Origin of the sequence: Allofournierella sp., from assembly GCF_048388525.1 — a bacterium.
Taxonomy (GTDB): Bacteria; Bacillota; Clostridia; order Oscillospirales; family Ruminococcaceae; genus BQOK01.
Map to the genome: position 1 here is coordinate 1 of NZ_DBGCTQ010000121.1, position 20846 is coordinate 20846.

At 61.9% G+C, this 20846-nt stretch carries 24 protein-coding genes and 1 rRNA gene; 21 read left to right on the forward strand and 4 right to left on the reverse strand.

What is annotated here, in order from left to right:
* The 11 genes from rrf to ACMLHZ_RS14720 all read left to right on the forward strand — a co-directional run.
* Positions 1-98, forward strand: a 5S ribosomal RNA gene (rrf, locus tag ACMLHZ_RS14670); the annotation flags it as partial.
* Between the two features lie 175 nt (positions 99-273).
* Positions 274-1005, forward strand: coding sequence for an MBL fold metallo-hydrolase (locus ACMLHZ_RS14675; RefSeq protein WP_418668414.1), 732 nt, complete (start codon positions 274-276; stop codon positions 1003-1005).
* A 161-nt stretch (positions 1006-1166) separates the two neighbouring features.
* On the forward strand, positions 1167-1877 hold the full coding sequence (locus tag ACMLHZ_RS14680) for a GntR family transcriptional regulator (RefSeq protein ID WP_418668415.1): 711 nt from the start codon (positions 1167-1169) through the stop codon (positions 1875-1877).
* 93 nt (positions 1878-1970) lie between these two features.
* Positions 1971-2903, forward strand: a complete 933-nt coding sequence (locus ACMLHZ_RS14685) for a carbohydrate ABC transporter permease (RefSeq protein ID WP_418668416.1) — start codon at positions 1971-1973, stop codon at positions 2901-2903.
* 1 nt (position 2904) lies between these two features.
* Positions 2905-3762: a carbohydrate ABC transporter permease gene (locus ACMLHZ_RS14690; RefSeq protein WP_418668417.1), complete on the forward strand. Its 858-nt coding sequence runs from the start codon at positions 2905-2907 to the stop codon at positions 3760-3762.
* A 69-nt stretch (positions 3763-3831) separates the two neighbouring features.
* Positions 3832-5136 carry an ABC transporter substrate-binding protein gene (locus ACMLHZ_RS14695; protein WP_418668418.1) on the forward strand — a complete coding sequence of 435 codons (1305 nt, stop codon included), beginning with the start codon at positions 3832-3834 and terminating at the stop codon, positions 5134-5136.
* 93 nt (positions 5137-5229) lie between these two features.
* Complete coding sequence (locus tag ACMLHZ_RS14700) at positions 5230-5979, forward strand: SIS domain-containing protein (RefSeq protein ID WP_418668419.1); 750 nt, start codon at positions 5230-5232, stop codon at positions 5977-5979.
* Positions 5980-6015: 36 nt separating this feature from the next.
* Positions 6016-6984 (forward strand): N-acetylglucosamine kinase, encoded by a 969-nt coding sequence (locus ACMLHZ_RS14705; RefSeq protein ID WP_418668420.1) that lies wholly within the window; start codon positions 6016-6018, stop codon positions 6982-6984.
* Positions 6978-7718: a sugar isomerase domain-containing protein gene (locus ACMLHZ_RS14710; RefSeq protein ID WP_418668421.1), complete on the forward strand. Its 741-nt coding sequence runs from the start codon at positions 6978-6980 to the stop codon at positions 7716-7718. Before ACMLHZ_RS14705 ends, ACMLHZ_RS14710 begins: the two co-directional genes overlap by 7 nt.
* Before the next feature lie 13 nt (positions 7719-7731).
* Positions 7732-9750, forward strand: coding sequence for a DUF6259 domain-containing protein (locus ACMLHZ_RS14715; RefSeq protein ID WP_418668422.1), 2019 nt, complete (start codon positions 7732-7734; stop codon positions 9748-9750).
* A gap of 78 nt (positions 9751-9828) precedes the next feature.
* Positions 9829-10503 (forward strand): MgtC/SapB family protein, encoded by a 675-nt coding sequence (locus ACMLHZ_RS14720; protein WP_418668423.1) that lies wholly within the window; start codon positions 9829-9831, stop codon positions 10501-10503.
* A 64-nt stretch (positions 10504-10567) separates the two neighbouring features.
* Here the strand turns inward: ACMLHZ_RS14720 and ACMLHZ_RS14725 are convergent, their stop codons facing one another.
* A complete protein-coding gene (locus ACMLHZ_RS14725; protein ID WP_418668424.1) occupies positions 10568-11716 on the reverse strand; it encodes an amidohydrolase in 1149 nt (382 codons plus the stop codon).
* Between the two features lie 106 nt (positions 11717-11822).
* Here ACMLHZ_RS14725 and ACMLHZ_RS14730 point away from each other — a divergent pair, with 106 nt between their 5' ends.
* Positions 11823-12059, forward strand: a complete 237-nt coding sequence (locus tag ACMLHZ_RS14730; RefSeq protein WP_418668425.1) for a hypothetical protein — start codon at positions 11823-11825, stop codon at positions 12057-12059.
* Positions 12060-12165: 106 nt separating this feature from the next.
* Here ACMLHZ_RS14730 and ACMLHZ_RS14735 read toward each other — a convergent pair whose 3' ends face one another.
* Both ACMLHZ_RS14735 and ACMLHZ_RS14740 read right to left on the reverse strand, forming a co-directional pair.
* Positions 12166-12489: a hypothetical protein gene (locus ACMLHZ_RS14735; RefSeq protein ID WP_418668426.1), complete on the reverse strand. Its 324-nt coding sequence runs from the start codon at positions 12487-12489 to the stop codon at positions 12166-12168.
* A 117-nt stretch (positions 12490-12606) separates the two neighbouring features.
* On the reverse strand, positions 12607-13416 hold the full coding sequence (locus tag ACMLHZ_RS14740; RefSeq protein ID WP_418668427.1) for a hypothetical protein: 810 nt from the start codon (positions 13414-13416) through the stop codon (positions 12607-12609).
* 156 nt (positions 13417-13572) lie between these two features.
* Between ACMLHZ_RS14740 and ACMLHZ_RS14745 the strand changes: the two genes are divergently transcribed.
* Together ACMLHZ_RS14745 and ACMLHZ_RS14750 are read left to right on the forward strand one after the other, a co-directional pair.
* Positions 13573-14313 (forward strand): DUF5058 family protein, encoded by a 741-nt coding sequence (locus tag ACMLHZ_RS14745; protein ID WP_418668428.1) that lies wholly within the window; start codon positions 13573-13575, stop codon positions 14311-14313.
* Positions 14314-14327: 14 nt separating this feature from the next.
* The gene (locus tag ACMLHZ_RS14750) at positions 14328-15011 is read left to right on the forward strand and encodes a hypothetical protein (protein ID WP_418668429.1); all 684 of its coding nucleotides are present in this window, start codon (positions 14328-14330) and stop codon (positions 15009-15011) included.
* 81 nt (positions 15012-15092) lie between these two features.
* On the opposite strand, the gene ACMLHZ_RS14755 is transcribed toward ACMLHZ_RS14750, so the two are convergent.
* Entirely contained in the window at positions 15093-16037 is a 945-nt protein-coding gene (locus tag ACMLHZ_RS14755) for a glycosyltransferase family 2 protein (RefSeq protein ID WP_418668430.1), read from the reverse strand.
* Positions 16038-16364: 327 nt separating this feature from the next.
* Here ACMLHZ_RS14755 and ACMLHZ_RS14760 point away from each other — a divergent pair, with 327 nt between their 5' ends.
* From ACMLHZ_RS14760 to atpA, 7 genes are all read left to right on the forward strand, one after another.
* Positions 16365-16664: an AtpZ/AtpI family protein gene (locus ACMLHZ_RS14760; protein WP_418668431.1), complete on the forward strand. Its 300-nt coding sequence runs from the start codon at positions 16365-16367 to the stop codon at positions 16662-16664.
* A gap of 18 nt (positions 16665-16682) precedes the next feature.
* Complete coding sequence (locus tag ACMLHZ_RS14765) at positions 16683-17120, forward strand: ATP synthase subunit I (RefSeq protein WP_418668432.1); 438 nt, start codon at positions 16683-16685, stop codon at positions 17118-17120.
* A gap of 7 nt (positions 17121-17127) precedes the next feature.
* Positions 17128-17883, forward strand: coding sequence for a F0F1 ATP synthase subunit A (locus ACMLHZ_RS14770; protein ID WP_418668433.1), 756 nt, complete (start codon positions 17128-17130; stop codon positions 17881-17883).
* Positions 17884-17974: 91 nt separating this feature from the next.
* The gene (gene atpE / locus ACMLHZ_RS14775; RefSeq protein WP_418668434.1) at positions 17975-18238 is read left to right on the forward strand and encodes an ATP synthase F0 subunit C; all 264 of its coding nucleotides are present in this window, start codon (positions 17975-17977) and stop codon (positions 18236-18238) included.
* Positions 18239-18273: 35 nt separating this feature from the next.
* Positions 18274-18780, forward strand: a complete 507-nt coding sequence (gene atpF / locus ACMLHZ_RS14780) for a F0F1 ATP synthase subunit B (protein WP_418668435.1) — start codon at positions 18274-18276, stop codon at positions 18778-18780.
* A complete protein-coding gene (atpH, locus tag ACMLHZ_RS14785; protein WP_418668436.1) occupies positions 18777-19313 on the forward strand; it encodes an ATP synthase F1 subunit delta in 537 nt (178 codons plus the stop codon). Before atpF ends, atpH begins: the two co-directional genes overlap by 4 nt.
* 15 nt (positions 19314-19328) lie before the next feature.
* Entirely contained in the window at positions 19329-20846 is a 1518-nt protein-coding gene (gene atpA / locus ACMLHZ_RS14790; protein WP_418668437.1) for a F0F1 ATP synthase subunit alpha, read from the forward strand.

The following is a 20846-nucleotide window of genomic DNA, read 5'->3' on the forward strand; positions in this document are numbered from 1 at the left end:
AGGACCCACCTGTTCCCATTCCGAACACAGTAGTTAAGCTCTGTGGTGCCGAAGATACTTGGCTGGAGACGGCCCGGGAAAATAGGAAGGCGCCGGCTTTCTCGGACAAGAAGCCCTGCGGGAAGGATTACTCCTTCCCGCAGGGCTTCTTTCTTTTTTCCACGCTTTGGAATGCAGCGTAACCCCTTTATGGCGGGAAGGCAAACGGGCCCTTGACAATTTAAAATGTAATGTTATCATGACAATATAAACGGACCGAAGGGGGACGACAAGATGCGGCTGACTGTTTTTGGAAACAACGCCACCTGCCCGGAGGCGGACGGCGCCTGCGCCTGCTATCTGCTTGAGGCGGCGGACAAAAAGATCCTTTTGGACCTGGGCGATGCCAGCCTGGCAAAATTGCAGCAAAAGATCGACCTGGCGCAGATCGATCTGATCCTGATCAGCCACTGGCACTTTGACCACATGGGCGATTTGTTCTGTGCCAAATATCAGCTGGAAACCCGGGCGGCAAACGGGGAGGCGGTGCGGCCCATCCCGCTTGCGGGGCCCCCCGCGCCCCCCTGGGCTCTGGCCGAGCTGACAAGCGGCGGCGTGTTTGAATTCTGCCCGCTGGAGCCGGGGCGGGAGGTGGAACTGCAGGGGGTGGCGGTGCGCCCCTATGCGCTGCCCCACTTGGTGGAGTCGTACGGGCTGCGGCTGCGCGCGGAGGGAAAGACTTTTGCCTATTCCGGGGACACGGGGGTGAGCCCGGAGGTGCAGGCCCTCGCACAGGGCGCGGACCTGTTCCTCTGCGAGGCGAGCCTGCGCAACGAACAGACGGCCGAGCAGGGGCACCACCTGTGCGCGGGAAAGGCCGGCCTGTTTGCAGCCAGCGCCGGCGCGCGGCGCCTGGTGCTGACCCATTACCCCGCGCGCTGGGCCGACGCGATCCTTGCGCAGGCCCGGGAGGAGTACCCCGGGGCCGTGCTTTCGCAGATCTTTGAATGCTATGAGATCGGATAAAAACAGGCAATTCGCACAAACAAAAGAGGCGCGCCTTGGGCAATAGGCAGAAATGCGGCCGGCGCGCTTGACGCGGGCCCCGGCGGATGCTATTATGATGATGTCATAACAACATGATGAGTTTGCAGGCACGCATTACCTGCCGGCAAGGGGGACGGAACGTGAAAGCGGTTCCCAGATATTCGCAGATCATCAATTATTACCAGGGCCTGATCGAGGCCGGCAAGCTGGAAGAAGGGCAGCAGATGCCCACCGAAGAAACCATCGGCGAGCTGTTCGGCGTGAGCCGCATTACGGTGAGGCAGGCGCTGGACGGCCTGGCACAGGCCGGCTACATCTACAAGATCCAGGGAAAGGGCAGTTTCATTTCGCCCAAAAAAGCGGATATGCAGCTGAACCACCTGATCGGCTTCAGCGACGAGATGCGCAGCCTGGGGCTTGCCCCCTCGAACCTGCTGGTGGACCTGCAGCTGGTCTTTCCCAACGAAACGGTGGCCCAGCAGCTCAAGCTCGACCCGAAGCAGAAGGTGTATTACATCGTTCGGGTGCGCTGCGCGGACGGGGTTCCCATGGCCGTGGAGCGGCTGCACATGCCCTTTTACCGGTTTGCGGGAATTGAGAACCAGGACCTGAGCGGCTCGGTTTACGCGCTTTTGCGGGAAAATTACGGCTGCGAAAGCTGCCGGGCGGTGCAGAGCATCCAGGCAGGGGCGGCCACAGGGCAGGAGGCAAAGCTGCTGGAGATCAAGCCCGGCGCGCCGGTGCTGCGCATCTGCCGCACCACCTACGAGAGCGACGGCACCGCCTTTGAATATGTGGAATCGGTGTACCGGGGCGACAAATATGTGTTCAACGTGACCCTGGAAAAATGAGCGGGCGCCGCTCATTTTTACCCCAAGTTATTATGACAACATAACAAATTTTGAAATTGTATTTTGAGTTGTGAAAGGCAGGAGGCAGGGAGTATGCAGGCAGAAAAACATGCGGGTGCGGCCCCGAAAAGGCGGGCGCGCCGGTTGAGCCTGAAGCGCCGCGAGGCGCTGACCGGCTGGGTGTTCGTGTCGCCCGCGCTGATCGGGTTCGCCATCTTTACGTTTGGGGCGATCATCCGCTCGTTTTACTATTCACTCACGGATTACAGCCTGCTGAGCCAGCCGAACTTTGTGGGCCTTGCAAACTATATCCGGGCTTTTACCAAGGATCAATACTTTTACCAGTACTTCGCAAACACCTTTTATTTTGTGATCACGCTGGTGCCCATCGTGCTGGTCTGCTCGCTGCTGCTGGCCATCCTCATCAACAAAAAGGCAGGGCATTTGACCAAGGCGTACCGGGTGGCGCTGTTTTTGCCCAGTATCACCTCCACTGTGGCGGTGAGTATGGTCTGGCTGTGGATCTTCAACCCGGACATGGGGCTTTTGAACAACTTCCTCACGGTGCTGGGCTTCAACAACCCGCCCATGTGGCTGGCCAGCACCGAGTGGAGCAAGCCCGCCCTGGTGATCATGCGGGTATGGCAGATGTGCGGCTATTACATGATTATGTTCCTGGCAGGGCTGCAGACCATTCCCGAGAGCCTGTACGAGGCGGCCGAGGTGGACGGCGCCACCCCTTTGCAGAAGTTCTTCCGCATCACGGTGCCCATGCTGGCGAACACCACCTTCGTGGTGGCGATCCTGCTGGTGATCGAAGCGTTCAACATGTTCGAGTCGATCTTTATCATGACCGCCGGCGGGCCGCTTGGCTCCACCAGCACCATTATGTATTACATCTACGAACAGGGCTTTACCAACTACGACATGGGATATGCCTCGGCCCTGGCATGGATCTTCTTCGCGCTCATTATGGTGGTGACGCTGATCCAGTACCGGTTCCGCAATGAGCAGGGGGGTGAATGAGATGAAAAAAGCGCTCGGTATGTCCGGCCGCCGCAGGGCGGGCAACGCGGTCTACCATGTGTTTATGGTGCTGCTCAGCCTGGCGATGATCTACCCCTTTATCTGGTCGCTGTTTTCCTCGTTCAAGGCGCGGGAACAGCTGTACACCGACAGCCCGCTGAACATGATCCCACATCCCTTTACGCTGGACAATTACAAGCGCGCCTTTGAGGTGCTGCCCTTTGGGAACTTTTTGCTGAACTCGGTGTTTCTTTCCATCGCGATCCCCATCTGCATGATCGCCATCGCGTCGATCACGGCCTACGCGCTGACGCGGCTGGAGTTTTGGGGCCGCAACCTGCTGTTTCTGGCGTTCATTGCAACCATGATGATCCCCAGCCATGTGACCCTGATCCCCAATTACAAGACCATCGTGGACATGAACCTTTACAATACTTACACCGCGCTTTTTTTGACCAACGTGTTCACGGCCTCCAACGCGTTCAACATCTTTTTCTTCCGGCAGTTCTTTTTGAGCATCCCCAAGGATCTGGAGAACGCGGCCATCATCGACGGCTGCTCGCGGTTTAAGGTGTTTTTCCGCGTGGTGCTGCCCAATGCAAAACCCGCCATCGCCACCACGGCGATCCTTTCCTTCCGCAGCGTGTGGAACGCTTTTCTGATGCCTATGCTGATCATCAACGACTATGATAAGCTCACCCTGACGGTCGGTCTGAAGTACCTGAAGGAGTGGGAGCCCAACTGGGCGGTGCTGCTGGCGGGGGCGACCCTGAGCATCGTGCCCATCGTCATTGTGTTCCTGATCTTCCAAAAGCACTTTATGGCGTCCAGCATGAACTCCGGGTTTGGCGGGAAGTGAGGCTCTCTTTTTTGGTATTCCGGGCCGCAGGGCCCTGTATAAAAACAATCATATTGGAGGAAAACGATCATGAAAAAGGCATTCGTCAAAGCTTTGGCCCTTGTTCTGACCCTGGCGCTGGCCCTTGGCCTGGCCGCCTGCGGCGGCGCGCCCAGCACGGCGGCCCCGGGCTCCGGCAGCACGGCGGGCAGCCAGGCCGGCACCCCGGCCGAGCCCACCACCCTGAAGGTGTACACCTGGTGGGACATCACCAAATTTGAGCACCTGCAGAAAATGAAGGAAGATTTCGAGGCGCAGAACCCCGACATCAAGCTGGAGTTTGTGACCGTGCCCAGCAAATACGCCGACACCATGGTGACCAAGCTCGCCGGCGGCGAGATCCCCGATGTGATGATGCTGGCCATGGACCAGGTGCCCCGCTACGCGCTCTCCGGCATGCTGCTGCCGCTGGACGACCTGGCCAGCCAGGAATACAAGGACGCGCTGTATCCGGTGGTGAAGGACGCGCTCACCGTGAACGGCACCCTGTATGCCGCGGGCCGCGACGTTACCCCCAAGGTCATGTTCCTGAACACCAAGATGTTTGAGGACGCGGGCGTTCCCCTGCCCACCGAAGACTGGACCATGGACGAGTTTGTGGAGATCGCAAAGCAGCTCACCAAGGGCAGCGGCGCCGACGCCCAGTGGGGTTACTACTGGAAGAACTACGCCGACCAGACCTTTGCCATGATCGCCGCTTTTGGCGGCAGCATGTACGCCGAGGACGGCAAGGCCAGCGTGTTTACCACCGACGCGAACACCCAGAAGGGCATGCAGTTCATGTACGATCTGTACAATACCTATAAGGTCTGCCCCAGCGCGGCCCAGGCCGCCCAGTTCGGCGACAGCGAGTTTGCGCCGTTTATGGCCAACAAGGTGGCCATGCAGGTGGGCGCGCTTTCCACCGAGGCGAACTTTGACGCCAGCGGCACTGCCTACACCGTGCTGCCCATGCCCACCGTGAACGGCAAGAGCCAGACCTCCTCGTTCGTGAACACCTGGGTGATCCCCAAAACAGCAAAGAACCCTGAGCTGTCGTGGCGGGTGGTGGAGTTCCTTTCCGGCAAGGAGGGCCAGCAGATCGCTTTGGATATGAAGTTCGGCCTGCCCGCCTCCACCCTGGTGGACACCAGCGCCTTCGAGGCAGAAAAGCCCACCAACAAGTACTATGTGCAGGCGCTGGAAAACGCCGTGCCCTACCCGGTGAACCTGAACGGCGCCGCGTTCCAGACCATGTTCCAGAAGGAATGCGAGAGCCTGTGGGCTGGCGCCATTGATCCGGCTGAATTTGCAAAGCGGGTCGACGAACAGGGCGCTGAAATTTTGAGCAAGTAAACGAAGCGGGCAAGTTGCCCCTGACCGCGAGGGAGGCTTTGGCCTCCCTCGCTTTGAGAAAACCGCGGCATACGGTAAGAACGGAGACCAAACATGAGCCAACAACTGTTGCAGGACGAGGCGTATCTGCCCGGAATATGCGAAATGCTGCATGCCATTGAACGCGAGGAGTGCGGGCCCATTGAGGCGGCGGCAGGCGCGGCGTACGCCTCGATCCGGCAGGGGGGGCTGCTGCACGCTTTTTCCACCGGGCACTCCCACATGATTGTGGAGGAGATGTTTTACCGCACCGGCGGGCTGGTGCCCATTGACCCCATCCTGTCGGAGGAACTGATGCTGCACACCGGCGCGATCACCAGCACAAGGCTGGAACGGCAGAGCGGCAAGGCCACCGAGATATTGAGCCGGGCGAACCTGCGGCCGGGCGATACCATTCTGATCTCCTCGAATTCGGGCATCAACACGGTGCCGGTGGAGGCTGCCCTTTACGCAAAAGGGCAGGGGCTCACGGTGATTTGTGTGACCAGCCTGCAGGTGTCGAAAACGCTGAAATCCCGGCACCCGCAGGGCAAAAAGCTGTACGAGGTGAGCGATATTGTGATCGACAACCACGCGCCCAAGGGGGACGGGCTGCTGGAGCTGCCCTCGGGGCAGGTCACGGGCGGGGCCTCCACCTTTGGCAGCCTGTTTATCGCGCAGCGTATCGCCCTGAAGATCGAGAACCTGTACCTGGCCGACGGTCTGGAGCCGCCGGTGCTGTGCAGCGCGAACCTGCCCGGCGGGGATGCGTTCAACGAGCGGCTGGTGGAAGAATACCGGGCACGCATTCCCGCGTTGTGCTAGAATAGAAACACCGGCGGCAAAAAAGGAGAGGAAGCAATGAGGGCGTATCTGGTATGCGACGGCGGAGGCAGCAAAACGGAGTTTTTGCTGTTTTGGGAGGACGGCCGGGTGCTGGCACACACCCGGGGCCCCGGGGCCAACGCCATTTTCCTGCCGCAGGAAAAGGCGGCCCAGGCTGTGTGCCGGGGGATTGGGGCCTGCCTGGAAAAGGGCGGGCTGACCGCCGGCGAGCTTGCGGGCACAGGGCTGTTCATCCCGGGCTTCGGGCCTTGCCTGGAGCAGGTGCGGCGCTTTTTGGGGCACGACCGGGTACAGCTGGCAGGCGACGAGAAAAACGCGTTTTACGCGGCGCTGGGCGGCCCGGCGGGCATTGCGGTGCTGAGCGGCACGGGGTCGTTTGCCACCGGGCGCGGGCGCGGCGGGAAGGAAGCCACGGCCGGCGGCTGGGGCCCCCTGTTCAGCGACGAGGGCAGCGGCTACCACATCGGCGCCATGTGCCTGAACCGGCTGGCCTGGCTGCACGACCGGGGCCTTGAGGGCACGCTGCTGGAAACGCTGGCGCTGGAGGCGCTGGGCGCGCCGGATGTTCTGAGCCTGCGCCGCCTTGCCTACCAGCCCGGGTTTGACCGCAGTGCCGTGGCGGCTTTGTGCCCGGTGGTGGCTGCGGCGGCCCGCGGGGGCGACGAGCGCGCCGGCCAGATCCTGGACACGGCGGCGGCCGCCCTGGCGGGGCTTGCAAAAACCGTGGCCGACACCTTGGGGGAAACCGCGCTGCCCGTGGCGCTGACCGGCGGGGTGGCGCGCATGGGCGATTTGATGGAAGATCGCTTCCGGGCGGCGCTGGCCGGGGCTTTGCCCGCCTGCCGCTGGCAGCCGGCCCGGTATGCGCCTGTGGTGGGCGCCGCCCTGTGTGTGCTGGCCGAAATGGCGGGTGTGGATCTCTGCGCCGCCGATCTTGGCGAAAGCCTGACAAAAGGAATGAACGGGGGAACTGATTTATGTTGATGGACCGCTATTTTGAGGGCATGAAAGGCGTGCTGGAAACAGTGGAAAAGACCCAGAAGGAAACCCTGCTGGCCGCAGGCGGGGAGATCGCGGCGCGGCTTGCCCGCGGCGGGGCCTGGCATATCATGGACACCGGCCATATGCTGATGTTCGAGGGGGTGGGGCGCACCGGCGGCATGATGGCCCTGAAGCCCATCCGCATTACCTGTGAGATCCAGAACCCGGTGCGTTACCGCCCGGCCCCGGCCCGGGGCATTGTGGGGTACGACAGCATCCCCGGCTTTGCAGATTATGTGCTGGGGCGCGCCAACATCCTGCCGGACGATGTGATCATGATCGGCTCGGTGTCTGGATACAACTATTTCCCGGTGGATCTGGCGCTCAAGGCGAACGAGATGGGCTGCGCCACCGTGGCCATCACCTCGGTGGAGTATTCCCGCCATCTGACCAGCAAGCACCCCAGCGGCAAGCGCCTGTTTGAGGCCTGCACCTTCTGCCTTGATAACTGCACCAATTACGGCGATACCCTTGTGGAGGTGGAGGAGCTGGGGCAGGCCATCTGCCCGGCCAGCGGCATCAGCGCCAGCTATCTGATGTGGGCGCTGCAGAGCACCGTGGTGGAAAAGCTGCTGGAAATGGGACTGAAGCCCAGCGTGTATATCTCGAACCACATGCCAAACGCCTCGGCCCTTAACGGCGAGGCGCTGGAGCGGTACGAACAATTCGGCTATTGAGGGAGAACGCCTGATGAAACTGGAAACCAGCGCCTTCCGGGCCGAGTTTGACCCGCAGGCGAACAATTTTACAAGCCTTGTAAACCTTGCCACCGGCGACGACTACATCAAGGCCCCGCCCCGAGACCCGCTGGTGACTCTGTTTGCCCTGGACGGGCGGCAGAAGGCGGAGCTGCGCCCGGGCCCGGTGCGGGAAGAAGCGGTGCCGGGAGGTCTGGCACTGCACTATGAGCAGTTCGGCGGCCGGCCGGTGCGGGTGGAGGTGGAGTGCCTTGCGCAGGGCGACCGGCTGACCATTCGGGCAAAGATCCAAAACGAGAGCGAAAGCCCCATTGTGGAGACGCTCATGCCACATTTGGGGGGCGTATGCCTGGGCGCCACCCACACCGACGACGCCATCATCTACCCCCACCATGCGGGGGAGCGCACGGTGAACCCGGTGGCGGGCTACGGCGTGAACAAAAAGGACTTTTGGCGCGCCAGCAGCGTCCGCTTTGAGGACATTTACCGCCGCGAGATCAATTACTGCGGCCTGGCCTCCATGAGCTGGATGTACTACTACGACCCGGAGAACGGCCTGTATTTCGGCAGCCACGACCCGCGCTTCCCGGTGACCGGCGTGATCGCCGAGACCAGCGGCAGCGCCGCGGACCCGTGGATGGGCTTTGGGTTCCGAAAACACTGGCGCATCGGCCCTGGAGAGTGCTGGGAAACCGGCGATTATGTGCTGGCTGTAACAACCAGGGATTGGCATTACGGCGCAGAGCTATACCGCGCCTACATTGCACCCCACCTTGATTTTGACCACACCCCGGCCTTTTTGCAGGACGAGTGCGCTTTAAACCAGTGCTACAATTTCAAGCGGGGCGGAAAGATCGAGCACGATTTCAGGGATATCCCCGCCATGTACGAGGCCGGGGCCGCCTGGGGCGTGCGGCACATGTTCCTTGCGGGCTGGAACCGCACCGGGTTCGATTCCTTCTACCCGGAATACTACCCGGACATGGAATTGGGCAGCGCGATGGAGCTGCGGCGCGGGCTGGAATACGTGCGCGGGCAGGGCGGTTTTTCCACCCTGTACATCAATGCACGCATCTTTGACACCAAGTCTGATTTTCATCATACAATGGGCGAGAGGATGGCGCTGCGCAACGAAAAAGGCGAGCCGGTGCGCGAGACCTACGGCCCCGAGCACTTTACGGTGAACTGCCCTTCGGATGCCTTATGGCGGGAGTACCTGATCGACACCGCCGAGTTCTGCGCGCTGGGCTACGGCTGCGACGGCGTGTATCTGGATCAGCTGGCCTCGGCCGAGCCGCTTGCCTGCTATAACCCGGAGCACAGCCACGGGAACATCGGCGAATTCAACAACGGCAACGCCTATGTGTTGAAAGAGCTGCTGCGCCGGCTGCAGGCGCGCAACCCCAACGCATACCTGATGACCGAGAACTGCGGCGATATTTACGGCAGCTACACCTGGGGCAACCTGACCTGGAACGGCGCGGAATACGATGAATACTACAATGTATTCAAGTACACCTTCCCGGAATTTGTGCAGGTGAACATGGTGAACCCCCGCGGCTGGGAGACCGAGGATCGGGACCAGCGGCTGTGGTTTTACCGGGATATGCACCGGGCCATTTTGCTGGGGAGCGTTCTGTGGATGGGCATTACCACCCGCATGCGGCCCCAGGACGGCGAATACCACACCTACGCCCGGCGGGCGCTGGGTTTCAGGCAGGCGCTTGCTCCGCTGCTGCGCGGGGCGCGCTTTGCAGACGACGCCTGGCTGGAGGAGTGCCCCGCGGGCTGCAATGCCACCTGCTGGGAGCTGGCCGACGGGCGGCGCATGGTGCTTGCCAGCCGCGACGAGCGGGCGCATGGCGGCACGCTGCGCCTGCGGCTGGCGGCTGCTGCGGGGAAGGCCGAGTGCTTTGATGTGGACCGGGCGGCCCGGCCGGTGCGCTGCACAGGGGAGCTGGCGGAACTGGAGCTGGAGCCGCAGGGGCTTCGGTGCGCCCTGTTCGGCTGAAGCGCGCTGCGGCATCACAGCAAAAAAGGCGGTGCGGGCAAGACCCGCGCCGCCGTGTTTTTTACGGGAGGAAAAGGGATGGATTGGAGCGGGGCCCTGGTACAGGGCGAATACATGCTGCGCATTTTGCTGGCTGCCTTGTGCGGCCTGGCGCTGGGCATCGAGCGCAAAAACCGCCTGAAAGAGGCGGGCATGCGCACCCACCTGATTGTGGCGCTGGGTTCGGCGCTGATCATGGTGGTATCGAAGTACGGCTTTTTTGACCTGGCGGGCTACAGCCACCTGAGCGTGGACGCCTCGCGCGTGGCGGCACAGATCGTGAGCGGCATCGGCTTTTTGGGGGCAGGCATGATTTTTATGCGCAACCAGAGCATCACCGGGCTGACCACCGCCGCGGGCATTTGGGCCACAGCGGGCATCGGCATGGCCATGGGAGCGGGGCTGTATGCGGTGGGTGGGTTCTGCACGCTGCTGGTGCTGCTGACACAGCTTTTGCTGCGGCGGGAGTACCGCTGGCTGCACCTGCCTGGCCGGGGCGTGATGACCATTAAGCTGCACCGGGGCGGGGATATGAACGACGTGCTGCCGCTGTTTGAACGGCGGGGCATTGAGATACAAAACCTGGATATGACCCGCAAAAAGGGCGGTGCGGTCAAGCTGGAGCTGCTGCTCAAATACCCGGCGGGGGCCTACCCGCCGGACGTGGTGCGGGATATGGAGGCCATGGAGCAGGTGGAGGCGGTGGAGGTGTGAGCGCCGCGAAACAGGCGCGGCCCGTTGGCCCTGCCGCCCGGGCAAAAAAACAAACCGCGCCGGCCTAAAGCCGGCCGGCGCGGTAGACGATCTGCCCGTTCATCACGGTGGCGTGCACCCGGGTTTCCAGGCGCAGGGGGCTGCCGTCGAACAGGGCAAAGTCCGCGTCCTTGCCCTCTTTCAGGCTGCCCAGCCGGTCGGCCACCCGGCAGATGCGCGCGGCGTTGATGGTGATGGCGCGCAAAGCGGCCTCCTCGCCCATGCCCTTTTTTGCGGCCAGCGCTGCGCACAAAGGCAGCTGGTGGATGCGGGTAACGGGGTGGTCGGTGGTGAGGGCCACCAGGACCCCGGCTTTGTCCAGAATGCCTGCGGTTTTAAAATCCTCGCCCTCCACCTCGATCTTGCTGCGGGAGGCCAGCGACGGCCCCACGATGGCGGGGAAGCCGCTGGCGGCGATCTCGGCGGGGATCAGATGCCCCTCGGTGCAGTGGTCCAGGGTGAGGCCCAGGCCAAATTCCTCGGCGATGCGGATGGCGGTAAAAATGTCGTCGGCGCGGTGCACGTGGGCTTTGAGGGGGATCCTGCCCTCGAACACAGGGCGGTAGCTCTCCCAGTGAAAGTCTGGCTGGGTGCCGCCCTTTTTTTCGTTTTCAAAGTATTGGCGGGCGCAGAACAATTCTTCCCGCAAAAGCGAGGCGATGGCCATGCGGGTGGCGGGCATGTTCCCATTGGGGCCGTAGTTGCCCTTGGGGTTCTCGCCGAACGCCACCTTCATGGCGGCGGGGGCCAGCACCACCATGTCGTCGATGCGGCGGCCGTCGGTTTTGATAAAGGCGAACTGGCCGCCCACCACGTTGGCGCTGCCCGGCCCCACCATGGCGCCGGTGATGCCCGCCGCCACCGCGTTGTGGAACGCGCTGTCCATGGGGTTGATGGCGTCGATGGCGCGCAGGCAGGGGGTCACGGGGGTTGTGCCCTCGTTGCAGTCGTCGCCCTGCAGGCCCACCTTTTCTTCCGAGATGCCGATGTGGCTGTGGGCGTCGATGATGCCTGGATAAATATGAAGCCCGGCGGCGTTGAACACCTCGGCCCCTTCAGGCGGGGGGATGTGAGGGGCGATCTGGGCGATCACCCCGTCTGCGGCCAAAAGATCCGCTTTTATATCCCCCCCGGCTTCCATTGTGTGAAGAATGCCATTTTGAACGAGCAGCATACACGCCCTCCTGTGCTTGAAATGATTTTGTGTGAATTCCGGGAATATTTTAGCCCAAAGCGCGGCAAACTATCCATACAACCTAAATTTTTGGGAGGGTAAAACAATGGAATTCAACAATCGCAACAACCAGCAGAACCAGAACAACCAGCAGAACCAGCAGAACCAGCAGAACCAGAACAACCAGCAGAACCAGAACAACCAGCAGAACCAGAACAATCAGCAGAACCAGAACAATCAGCAGAACCAGAACAATCAGCAGAACCAGAACAACCGCCAGAATCAGAACAATCAGCAGAATCAGAACAACCGTCAGAACCAGCAGAACCAGTTCAACCGCTGACGGCAGCCCCTGCCGCCGGATGCGGCGGGATGCAAAGAGCGGACCTTCCGGCTTTCGGGCTGGAAGGTCCGCTCTTTTGTATGGGGAAGCTGCGGGGGCCGGAGCCTCAGCTGGCCGCGGGCACGCCCAGCTTTTCGGCGATCTCGTCCAATTTGAGGCCTGATTTTTGGGCCTGCCTCACCAGCTCCTGGATCTTTTCGGCCTTTGTTTTGCGCTTTTTGCGCTGTTTGGGCCCCAGGGCCGCCTTTTTTTTCTCCTGCAGAGCGGCGATCCTGCCGCGCAGGACGGCGGCCTTATGATCGAATTCGGCAATGGCCGCTGCTTTTTTGTGCTCTGTTTCCTGCATGGCCCCTTCCAGCGCTTCGATCTGTGCGTCGATCGCAGCGGCGATCTGCTGCGGGGTGCGCCTTACGCGTTTTTGCTCCGGCATACGAACAACTCCTTTTTGATGAACTGGTTGTCCCTATCGTAGCACAGGGGGATTGTTGGAATAAGGGGATTTTACGGGAAGAGGCGCCGACGGAATAATTTTTGCGGCAGTTTCGCTTCAGGGCCAGCGCTGGCCGGGGGGCAGGCCGTAAACCTGCACCACCTCCAGCAGCGGGCTGAGTGCAATGTCCCGCGGGGTGACCAGCCAGCCACCGGTGGCGTCCAGGTCGTAGCCCTGGCGGGCGAACGCCGCCCATACCAGGTGGGCGCACTGGGTGGCGGTGAACTGGCCCCCGGGCAGTTTTGGGGAAAACAGCCCCACGGTGGGGCTGTAGGAGGCGCCGGCCAGCGCCTGGGGTGCCTCGCGGGCGATCAGGGCCCGGGTTTCGCCGCTCACCCCGGCCAGGCGCAGCACCAAAAAGCTTGCCCGGTCGCCCCAGGCTGAGGCAAGGCCGAAAAACGGTCCGTCCGGCCCACATTCCAGGGTGCGGCCCGTTTGGGCGTCCACCACCAGGGCCGCGTGGCCGTTGCGCCAGCCCAGGCAGTGGGAGGCCGGTGTTACCAGAATGTCGCCGGCCTCCAGGGGGGCAAGGCGCACGGGGCTGGCCAGTATGTCCTGGCGGGTGAGCAGGGTGCCGTAGCCGCACTGCCAGGCGACCGGGGCGAACAGCTGGCGCTGAAAGGCGAGCACTCCCTGCGCGCCCTCCTGCCGCCACACCGCGTAAAGCCCCGTTGGCCCGAGGCCCGTTTGCTGAAAAAGCAGGGCTTCGGCCTGCGGCGCGGGCTGCACGCCCCGCAGCAGGGGCGCCAGATCCACAGGCTGTGTGCCGGGCGGAATATGCGCGGAGGCTTCGGTGCGCGCTGTCCAGCCCCAAAGCAAAAGCCCCGCCGCGCCTGCCAGCGCCAGGGCCGTTAAAAGGCGTTTCATACTTCATCTCCTCTTCGCTTTTTTATTCATTCCCCTGCGGGCGCAATTTACCCGCCGGAGGCCAAAGCGGAACGCCCTGTGTTACTTGGCAAGGGGGCGCCGGTATGGTACAATGAAACCATTGCTTTAGCACAATAAAATTTGGAGGAGGAAACCATGGATCTGTTAGCGCAATTGAACAGCCTGCCCATGTTTGCCATCGTGGGGGCGGTGATCCTGTTTATCCTGGGGCTCAGCGTACTGTATCTGGTTAAGAGCTACCGGGCCGGCGTGGCCCTGGGGATGGACAAGGCCAAGCTGCGCCGGGCCATCACGTCCAGCGCCACCTTTACCCTGCTGCCGAGCGTGTCGATCCTGCTGGGGGTCATCGCCCTTTCCGGCAGCCTGGGCATCCCGCTGCCCTGGATGCGGCTGTCGGTGGTGGGGGCGCTGCACTACGAGGGGAACGTGGCCGACATTGCGGCGCGCGCCGCCGGAATGGCGGGGGGCCTTGGCAGCGAACCGCTCACCGCGAAGGTTTTCGTGACCGTGGGCCTGGTAATGACCGCGGGCATTCTGGCAGGATGCCTTTTGTGCATTTTCTTTTTAAAAACTTACATGAAGCGCATCCACAAAGCCGCCGGCAAAAAAGAAAAGGGCAAAAAGGGATTTGGGGATTACATGTTTGCCGCCATGTTCGTGGGGCTGGTGAGCGCGTACATTGGTTCCTACCTGGGAGAATGGACCAGCATGGGCAACTATATGCCCCTGTTCGTGGCGGCGGTGGCCGCGGTGGCCATGGCGGTGTTTGAGTATTTTGCCCGGCGCAGAAACATGAGCTGGCTGGACAACTTTTCCATGGCGGGCAGCATGCTGGTGGGAATGGCCGCCGCGGTGCTGCTGGGCCTGGCAGTGTAAAGGAGGCGGGCGGAATGAACGGAGCGGAACGCGAACAATTTTACGAGAAATATGAAAACGGGGCTCACCGTATTGGGCGCATTGGCCTGTCGGTGGGAATTGTGATGATGCTGGCCGTGCCCCTGACCATGGGCTGGCTGCTGGGCACCGGGCCGGACTGGAAGGCCTTTGGCCTGGGGTTTGTGCAGGTGGCGCTGATCTACTGGACCAGCGGCGTGATGGAGTTTTTGGTTTATGCGCCCATGCTGGGCTCCGGGGCGAGCTATCTGACCTTTATCACAGGCAATGTGCTCAATTTGAAACTGCCCTGCGCTGTGAACGCGCGGGAGGTGTGCGGCACCGAGGTGGGCACCCCGGAAAACGACATCGTATCCACCCTGTCGGTGGCGGTGAGCAGCCTGGTGACCACCGCCGTGCTGGCGATCGGCGTGCTGTGCCTGGTGCCGCTGCGCCCGATCCTGGAGAACCCGGCCCTTGTGCCGGCCTTCAACAATGTGATCCCGGCGCTGTTCGGCGCGCTGGCGTTCAAATATTTCTCCAAAAACCTGAAGATCGCGGCGGCGCCCCTGGCGTTTATGTGCGCGCTGTTTGTGGCGGTGCCCAGCCTGATCGGCAGTGTGTCGTTTTTGATCCTGGTGTCGGGCGCGATGGCGATCGGCATCGCTTACTGGCTGTTCAAAAAGGGAAAGCTGGAATAAGCCCGCGCAGAAAATTAAAAGCGCCCCCGCTACGGGGGCGCTTTTGTGCTGCCTGACGACCATAAAAAAGAAGGACCGGGCTCAAGCCTCGCTCTGCTCGGTTTCCCGAACAATATAGATCGGGCGGTGCTTTACTTCCATATAGGTTTTTGCCAGATACTGGCCCAGCACCCCCATGCAGAACAGCTGCACGCCGCTGCACAAGAAGATGATGCACACCATGCTGGGCCAGCCGCTGGTGGGGTCGCCCCAAACAAGGGTGCGCACGATGATGACCGCGATCAGGATAAAGGCCAGCAGGCAGAAAAAGATGCCCAGAAGGCTTGCCAGAGCGAGGGGGGCGGTGGAAAAGCCGATGATACCCTCGAGCGAATAGCGGAACAGCTTCCAGAAATTCCACTTGGTCTCGCCGGCGACCCGCTCCACATTCACGTATTCCAGCCACTTGGTCTTAAAGCCCACCCAGCCGAAGATGCCCTTGGAGAAACGGTTGTATTCGGGCATGGACAAAATGGCGTCCACCATGCGGCGGCGCATCAGGCGGTAATCCCGCGCGCCGTCCACAATGTCGGCGTCGCTCATTTTGTTGATGAGCTTGTAGAACATGCGGGCAAAAAAGCTGCGGATGGGAGGCTCACCCTTGCGGTTGGTGCGGCGGGTGGCCGCGCAGTCGTAATCCTCGTGCAGCAGGGCGTCCAGCATTTGGGGCAAAAGGGCGGGGGGGTCCTGCAGGTCGGCGTCCATCATGGCCACATACTCGCCCTTTGCAGCCTGCAGGCCGGCAAGGATGCCCGCCTCTTTGCCGAAATTGCGGCTGAAGCTGATGTAGCGCACCCGGGGGTCTTTTTCGTGCAGTTCGCGGGCGATCTTTAAGGTGCCGTCTTTGGAGCCGTCGTCCACAAAAATGAACTCGAAAGCGGCCCCGTGGCTGGCCTGCATCCCGGCCGCCACGCGGGTGATCTCGGTATAAAAAAGTGGCAGTGCCTCCTGCTCGTTGTAGCAGGGCACCACGATGGAAAGCAGCATGCCGCCACCCCCTGTTTTACATTCCATGGGAATTTTTGTGCCTTCGCACCCCGGACTGCCGGGGCGCGAAGTTGTATTTAATTATACCATGTTTGTTGTATTTATACAACAAACATGGCAAAGCGAAAACGGCTGTTTACACAGGGGCCGCCGCCCTGGAAGGGGCGCTTTGGCGGGCAGGCGGACCGCCGTCCGGGCGCGAAGTCTGCCGCAAACCGAAAAAAAACGGACAGAGCCTGCGAAATGTCTAAAGATATGCACAAAAATTTTACAAGTGGTTTTTAAAAAGAATTGTACTTGCCCGCCCCCTTTGGTATAATAAGACATATGAGTTTTAAGCAGGGCGAGGGGAGGAAATGGCAGGTGCAGGGGTGGCTGAAAGCGTTTCGGGAGCTTGCGTGGCTCACCCAGCTGGGCCTCTCGCTGATCACGCCGCCCCTTTTGTGCGCCGCGGTGTGCTGGTGGGCCATGGGCCGGCTGGGCTGGCCGGCCTGGAGCATGCTGCCCGCGCTGGCGCTGGGCTTTGGCGCGGCGGCCGTGAGCTTTTATAATTTTTATAGGTATACGCAGAAAAAAAGCGAGCGGGCCCACAAAAAGGACCCGCCCGCTTTTAACGACCATCAGTAAAACGAGGGGGCGGCACAGATGAAATTACAGCCGGCGGTAAAAAAGGAGACGGCCCACATCGCGGCGGGCACCGCGGTGGGCGTGGCGGCGATGCTGGCGGTGTTCGCGCTGATCGGACGCATGAGCTGGGGCGTGGCAGTAAGCGGGGTGCTGGGCGGCGCTTTGGCGGTTGCGAATTTTTTGCTGCTGGGCGTGACCGTGCAGCGGATCGCAAACCAGGACGACGAGGGCCGCGGCCGCAAGATGATGCAGTTCTCGTACAACATGCGCATGCTGGTGATGGTGCTGTGGCTGATCCTGGCGGTGGCGGCGCCGTTTTTCAATTGGGTGGCGGCCCTGATCCCGCTGCTGCTGCCCCGGCTGACCATTGCGGTGATGCAGCTGACCGGGCACTACAAAAAAGACGGCCCCGGGCCCGGGAGCGGCGCACCGGGCGAGAGCGGAGAGGGGGAATAAGCAAGGCATGGACGTGAGTATCAACGGCGCCCAGATCTATTTTACCATCCCGGTGTTCGGGGGCATCCCCATCACCTCCAGCATGGTGAACGGCTGGGCTGTGGTGCTGATCATCACAGGGCTTTGCATCTGGCTCACCCGCGGCCTCAAGGTGGAGGGCGTGAGCAAGCGCCAGGCGGTGGCGGAGCTTTTGGTGAACACCTGCCAGAACTTTGTGAACGGGAATATGGGCGAAAAATACGCCCATTTCGCCCCCTTTATCGGGGCGATGTTCAGCCTGTCGGCCCTGTGCAGCCTTTCCAGCCTGGTGGGGGCCTTCCCGGCCACCAGCAGCCTGTCCACCGAGCTTTCGTGGGCGATTTTGGTGTTCTGCATGATCACCTTCACCAAAATCAGGACAAACGGCTTTGGGGGCTACCTGAAGGGCTTCACCACCCCCATCTGGGTGTTCACCCCCTTCAACATCATCAGCGAGCTGGCGACCCCCATCTCGATGGCGTTCCGCCATTTTGGCAACATTGTGTCGGGCGGGGTCATCAGCACGCTGGTATACGCGGCCCTGGCCGTGCTGAACCACGCGGTGTTCGGGCTGCTGCCCGGCGTGCTGGGGCAGGTGCTGGGCGAGATCCCGCTGTTCCAGGTGGGCATCCCGGCGATCCTTTCGGTCTATTTTGACCTGTTCAGCAGCTTGATGCAGGCGTTCATCTTTTGCATGCTGACCATGCTGTACATCGCCAACGCCGCCCAGACCGACGAGGAGTAGGGCGGCCCTTGAGATTTTCCGCGGCGGATCTGCCGCGCGAGGATAAAAAGAGCACTCGATTGTAAAAAAACACTTTAGGAGGAAAATTTCCATGTTGGACAAAGCAATCGTTCTGGCCGGCTGCGCCATCGGCGCAGGTCTCGCACTGATCGCCGGTATCGGCCCCGGTATCGGCGAAGGGTACGCCGTGGGCCAGGCCTGTGCCGCCATTGGCCGCCAGCCCGAGTGCAAGGGCAGCGTTACCAGCACCATGCTGCTGGGCTGCGCCATTGCCGAGACCACCGGCATTTACGGCTTCGTGACAGGCCTGCTGCTGATCTTCGCGGCGCCCCGCATGTTCCTTGGCCTGCTGTGAGGGCGGGAAGTAAACCCAGAAAGGGGAATTGACCATTGCCGGAATATGTAGATTTGGTCAGCATTATGCCCTGGGAAATGATCACCCAGTTGTGCAACCTGCTGATCCTGACACTGCTGGTCAAAAAGTTCCTGTTCAAGCCGGTGCAGAAGATCCTGGCCGAGCGCCAGGCCGCCGCAGACGCGGTGATGAGCGAGGCCCGGGCGGCCCGGGAGAAGGCGCAGACCATGCAGGCCGAGTATGAACAGAGCATGGCCGGCGCCCGCGGCGAGGCCGCGCGCATTGTGGAGGACGCGACCCGCGCCGCCGGCCAGCGCAGCGAGGAGCTGCTGGCCGAGGCTGCGGCCAGCGCCCGCCGCATGAAGGAGCGCGCGGAGAGCGAGATCGAGCAGGAGCGCAAAAAGGCGCTGAACGAGGTGAAGGACGAGATCGGCGGCATGGCGATGGAGATCGCCAGCAAGGTGGTGGAGCGCGAGATCGACGAAAAAGACCACCAGGCCCTGATCGACGAGTTCATCAAGAACGTGGGTGACGCCTCATGACCGAAGCGGGCAAGATGTACGGCGGCGCGCTGTATGAGCTGGCGGCGGAGGAGGGCCTGGACGGGGCCGTGCTTTCGCAGTTGGACGGGGTGCGCGCTCTTTTTGCCGAATACCCGGCCTATGTAAAGCTGCTGGCCATGCCCAGCGTGCCGAAAACAGACCGGTGCGCCGCGCTGGACAAGGCGTTCCGCGGCCAGGTAGAGCCGTATCTGCTGAACTTTTTGAAGCTTTTATGCGAAAAGGGCGAGATCCGCGCCCTGCCGGACTGTGCCGAAGAATACCGGGCCCGCTACAACCAGGCCCACGGCATTCTGGAGGCCACGGCGGTGAGCGCGGTGCCCCTGACCGGGCGGCAGGCCGAAGCCCTGCGGGCAAAGCTCGCGGCGCTGACCGGCAAAACCATTGCCCTGAGCTCGCGGGTGGACCCCGCCTGCCTCGGCGGCGTGCGGCTGGAAGTGGGCGGAACGCAGCTGGACGGCACGGTGCAGAACCGGCTGGACGCGCTGCGCCGCCGCCTTGCGGCCACTGTTTAGTGAGAAGGTGATAGGATGCAATTAAAACCTGAAGAGATCTCGCGGATCATCAAGGCCGAGATCAAGCACTACGAGAATGTGATCGAGCAGAGCGAGACCGGCACCGTGATCCTGGTGGGCGACGGCATCGCCCGGGCCGTGGGGCTGGAAAACTGCATGAGCGGCGAGCTGGTGCAGTTTGAGAACGGCGAGTACGGTATGGCCCAGAACCTGGAAGAAAACAGCGTGTCCATTGTGCTGCTGGGCAGCGACGCGGGCCTGAAGGAGGGCAGCGTGGTAAAGCGCACCGGCAAGGTGGTGAGCGTGCCGGTGGGCGAGGGAATGATTGGCCGCGTGGTAAACGCCCTGGGCCAGCCCATTGACGGCAAGGGGCCTGTGGAAGCCGCCGGGTACCGGCCCATCGAGTCGCCCGCGCCCGGCATCATTCAGCGCAAAAGCGTTTCGGTGCCGCTGCAGACCGGTATCAAGGCCATCGACAGCATGATCCCCATCGGCCGCGGCCAGCGCGAGCTGATCATCGGCGACCGGCAGACCGGCAAGACGGTCATCGCCACCGACACCATCATCAACCAGAAAGGGCAGGATGTGATCTGCATCTACGTGGCCATTGGCCAGAAGCAGAGCACCGTGGCCCAGCTGGTGAGCACCCTGGAAGAAAACGGCGCCATGGATTACACCATCGTGGTGAGCGCCACCGCCAGCGAGATGGCCCCTTTGCAGTACATCGCGCCTTACTCGGGCTGCGCCATGGGCGAATACTTCATGGCCGGGGGCAGGGATGTGCTGGTGATCTACGACGATCTTTCCAAGCACGCGGTGGCCTACCGGGCGCTGAGCCTTTTGATCCGCCGGCCGCCGGGCCGCGAGGCCTACCCCGGCGACGTGTTCTACCTGCACAGCCGCCTTTTGGAGCGCGCTGCCCGCATCGCGCCCGAATACGGCGGGGGCAGCCTGACCGCGCTGCCCATCATTGAGACCCAGGCGGGCGACGTTTCGGCCTACATCCCCACCAACGTTATTTCCATCACCGACGGCCAGATTTTTTTGGAGACCGAGCTGTTCCATTCGGGCGTGATGCCCGCGGTGAACCCCGGCATTTCGGTGAGCCGCGTGGGCGGCAACGCCCAGATCAAGGCCATGAAAAAGGTGGCCGGTACCCTGAAGCTCATCTACAGCCAGTACCGGGAGCTGCAGTCCTTCGCGCAGTTCGGCTCGGACTTGGACGCGGACACCAAGGCGCGCCTGGCCCAGGGCGAGCGCATTGTGGAAGTGCTGAAACAGGACCGCAACAGCCCCGTGCCGGTGGAAAAACAGGTGTGCATCATCTACGCGGTGACCCATGACTACCTGAAAGAGGTGGCCGTGCCAGGCGTGAAAGAGTATGAGAGGGGCCTGTATTCCTATCTGGACGCCCAGGGCCTGGCAGTGCTGGAGGCGATCCGCACCACCGGCAAGCTGGAAGCGGACACCGAAAAGGAACTGAACGCCGTGCTTGCGGCCTATACCAAACAGTTCTGCGATACCCACAAGTAA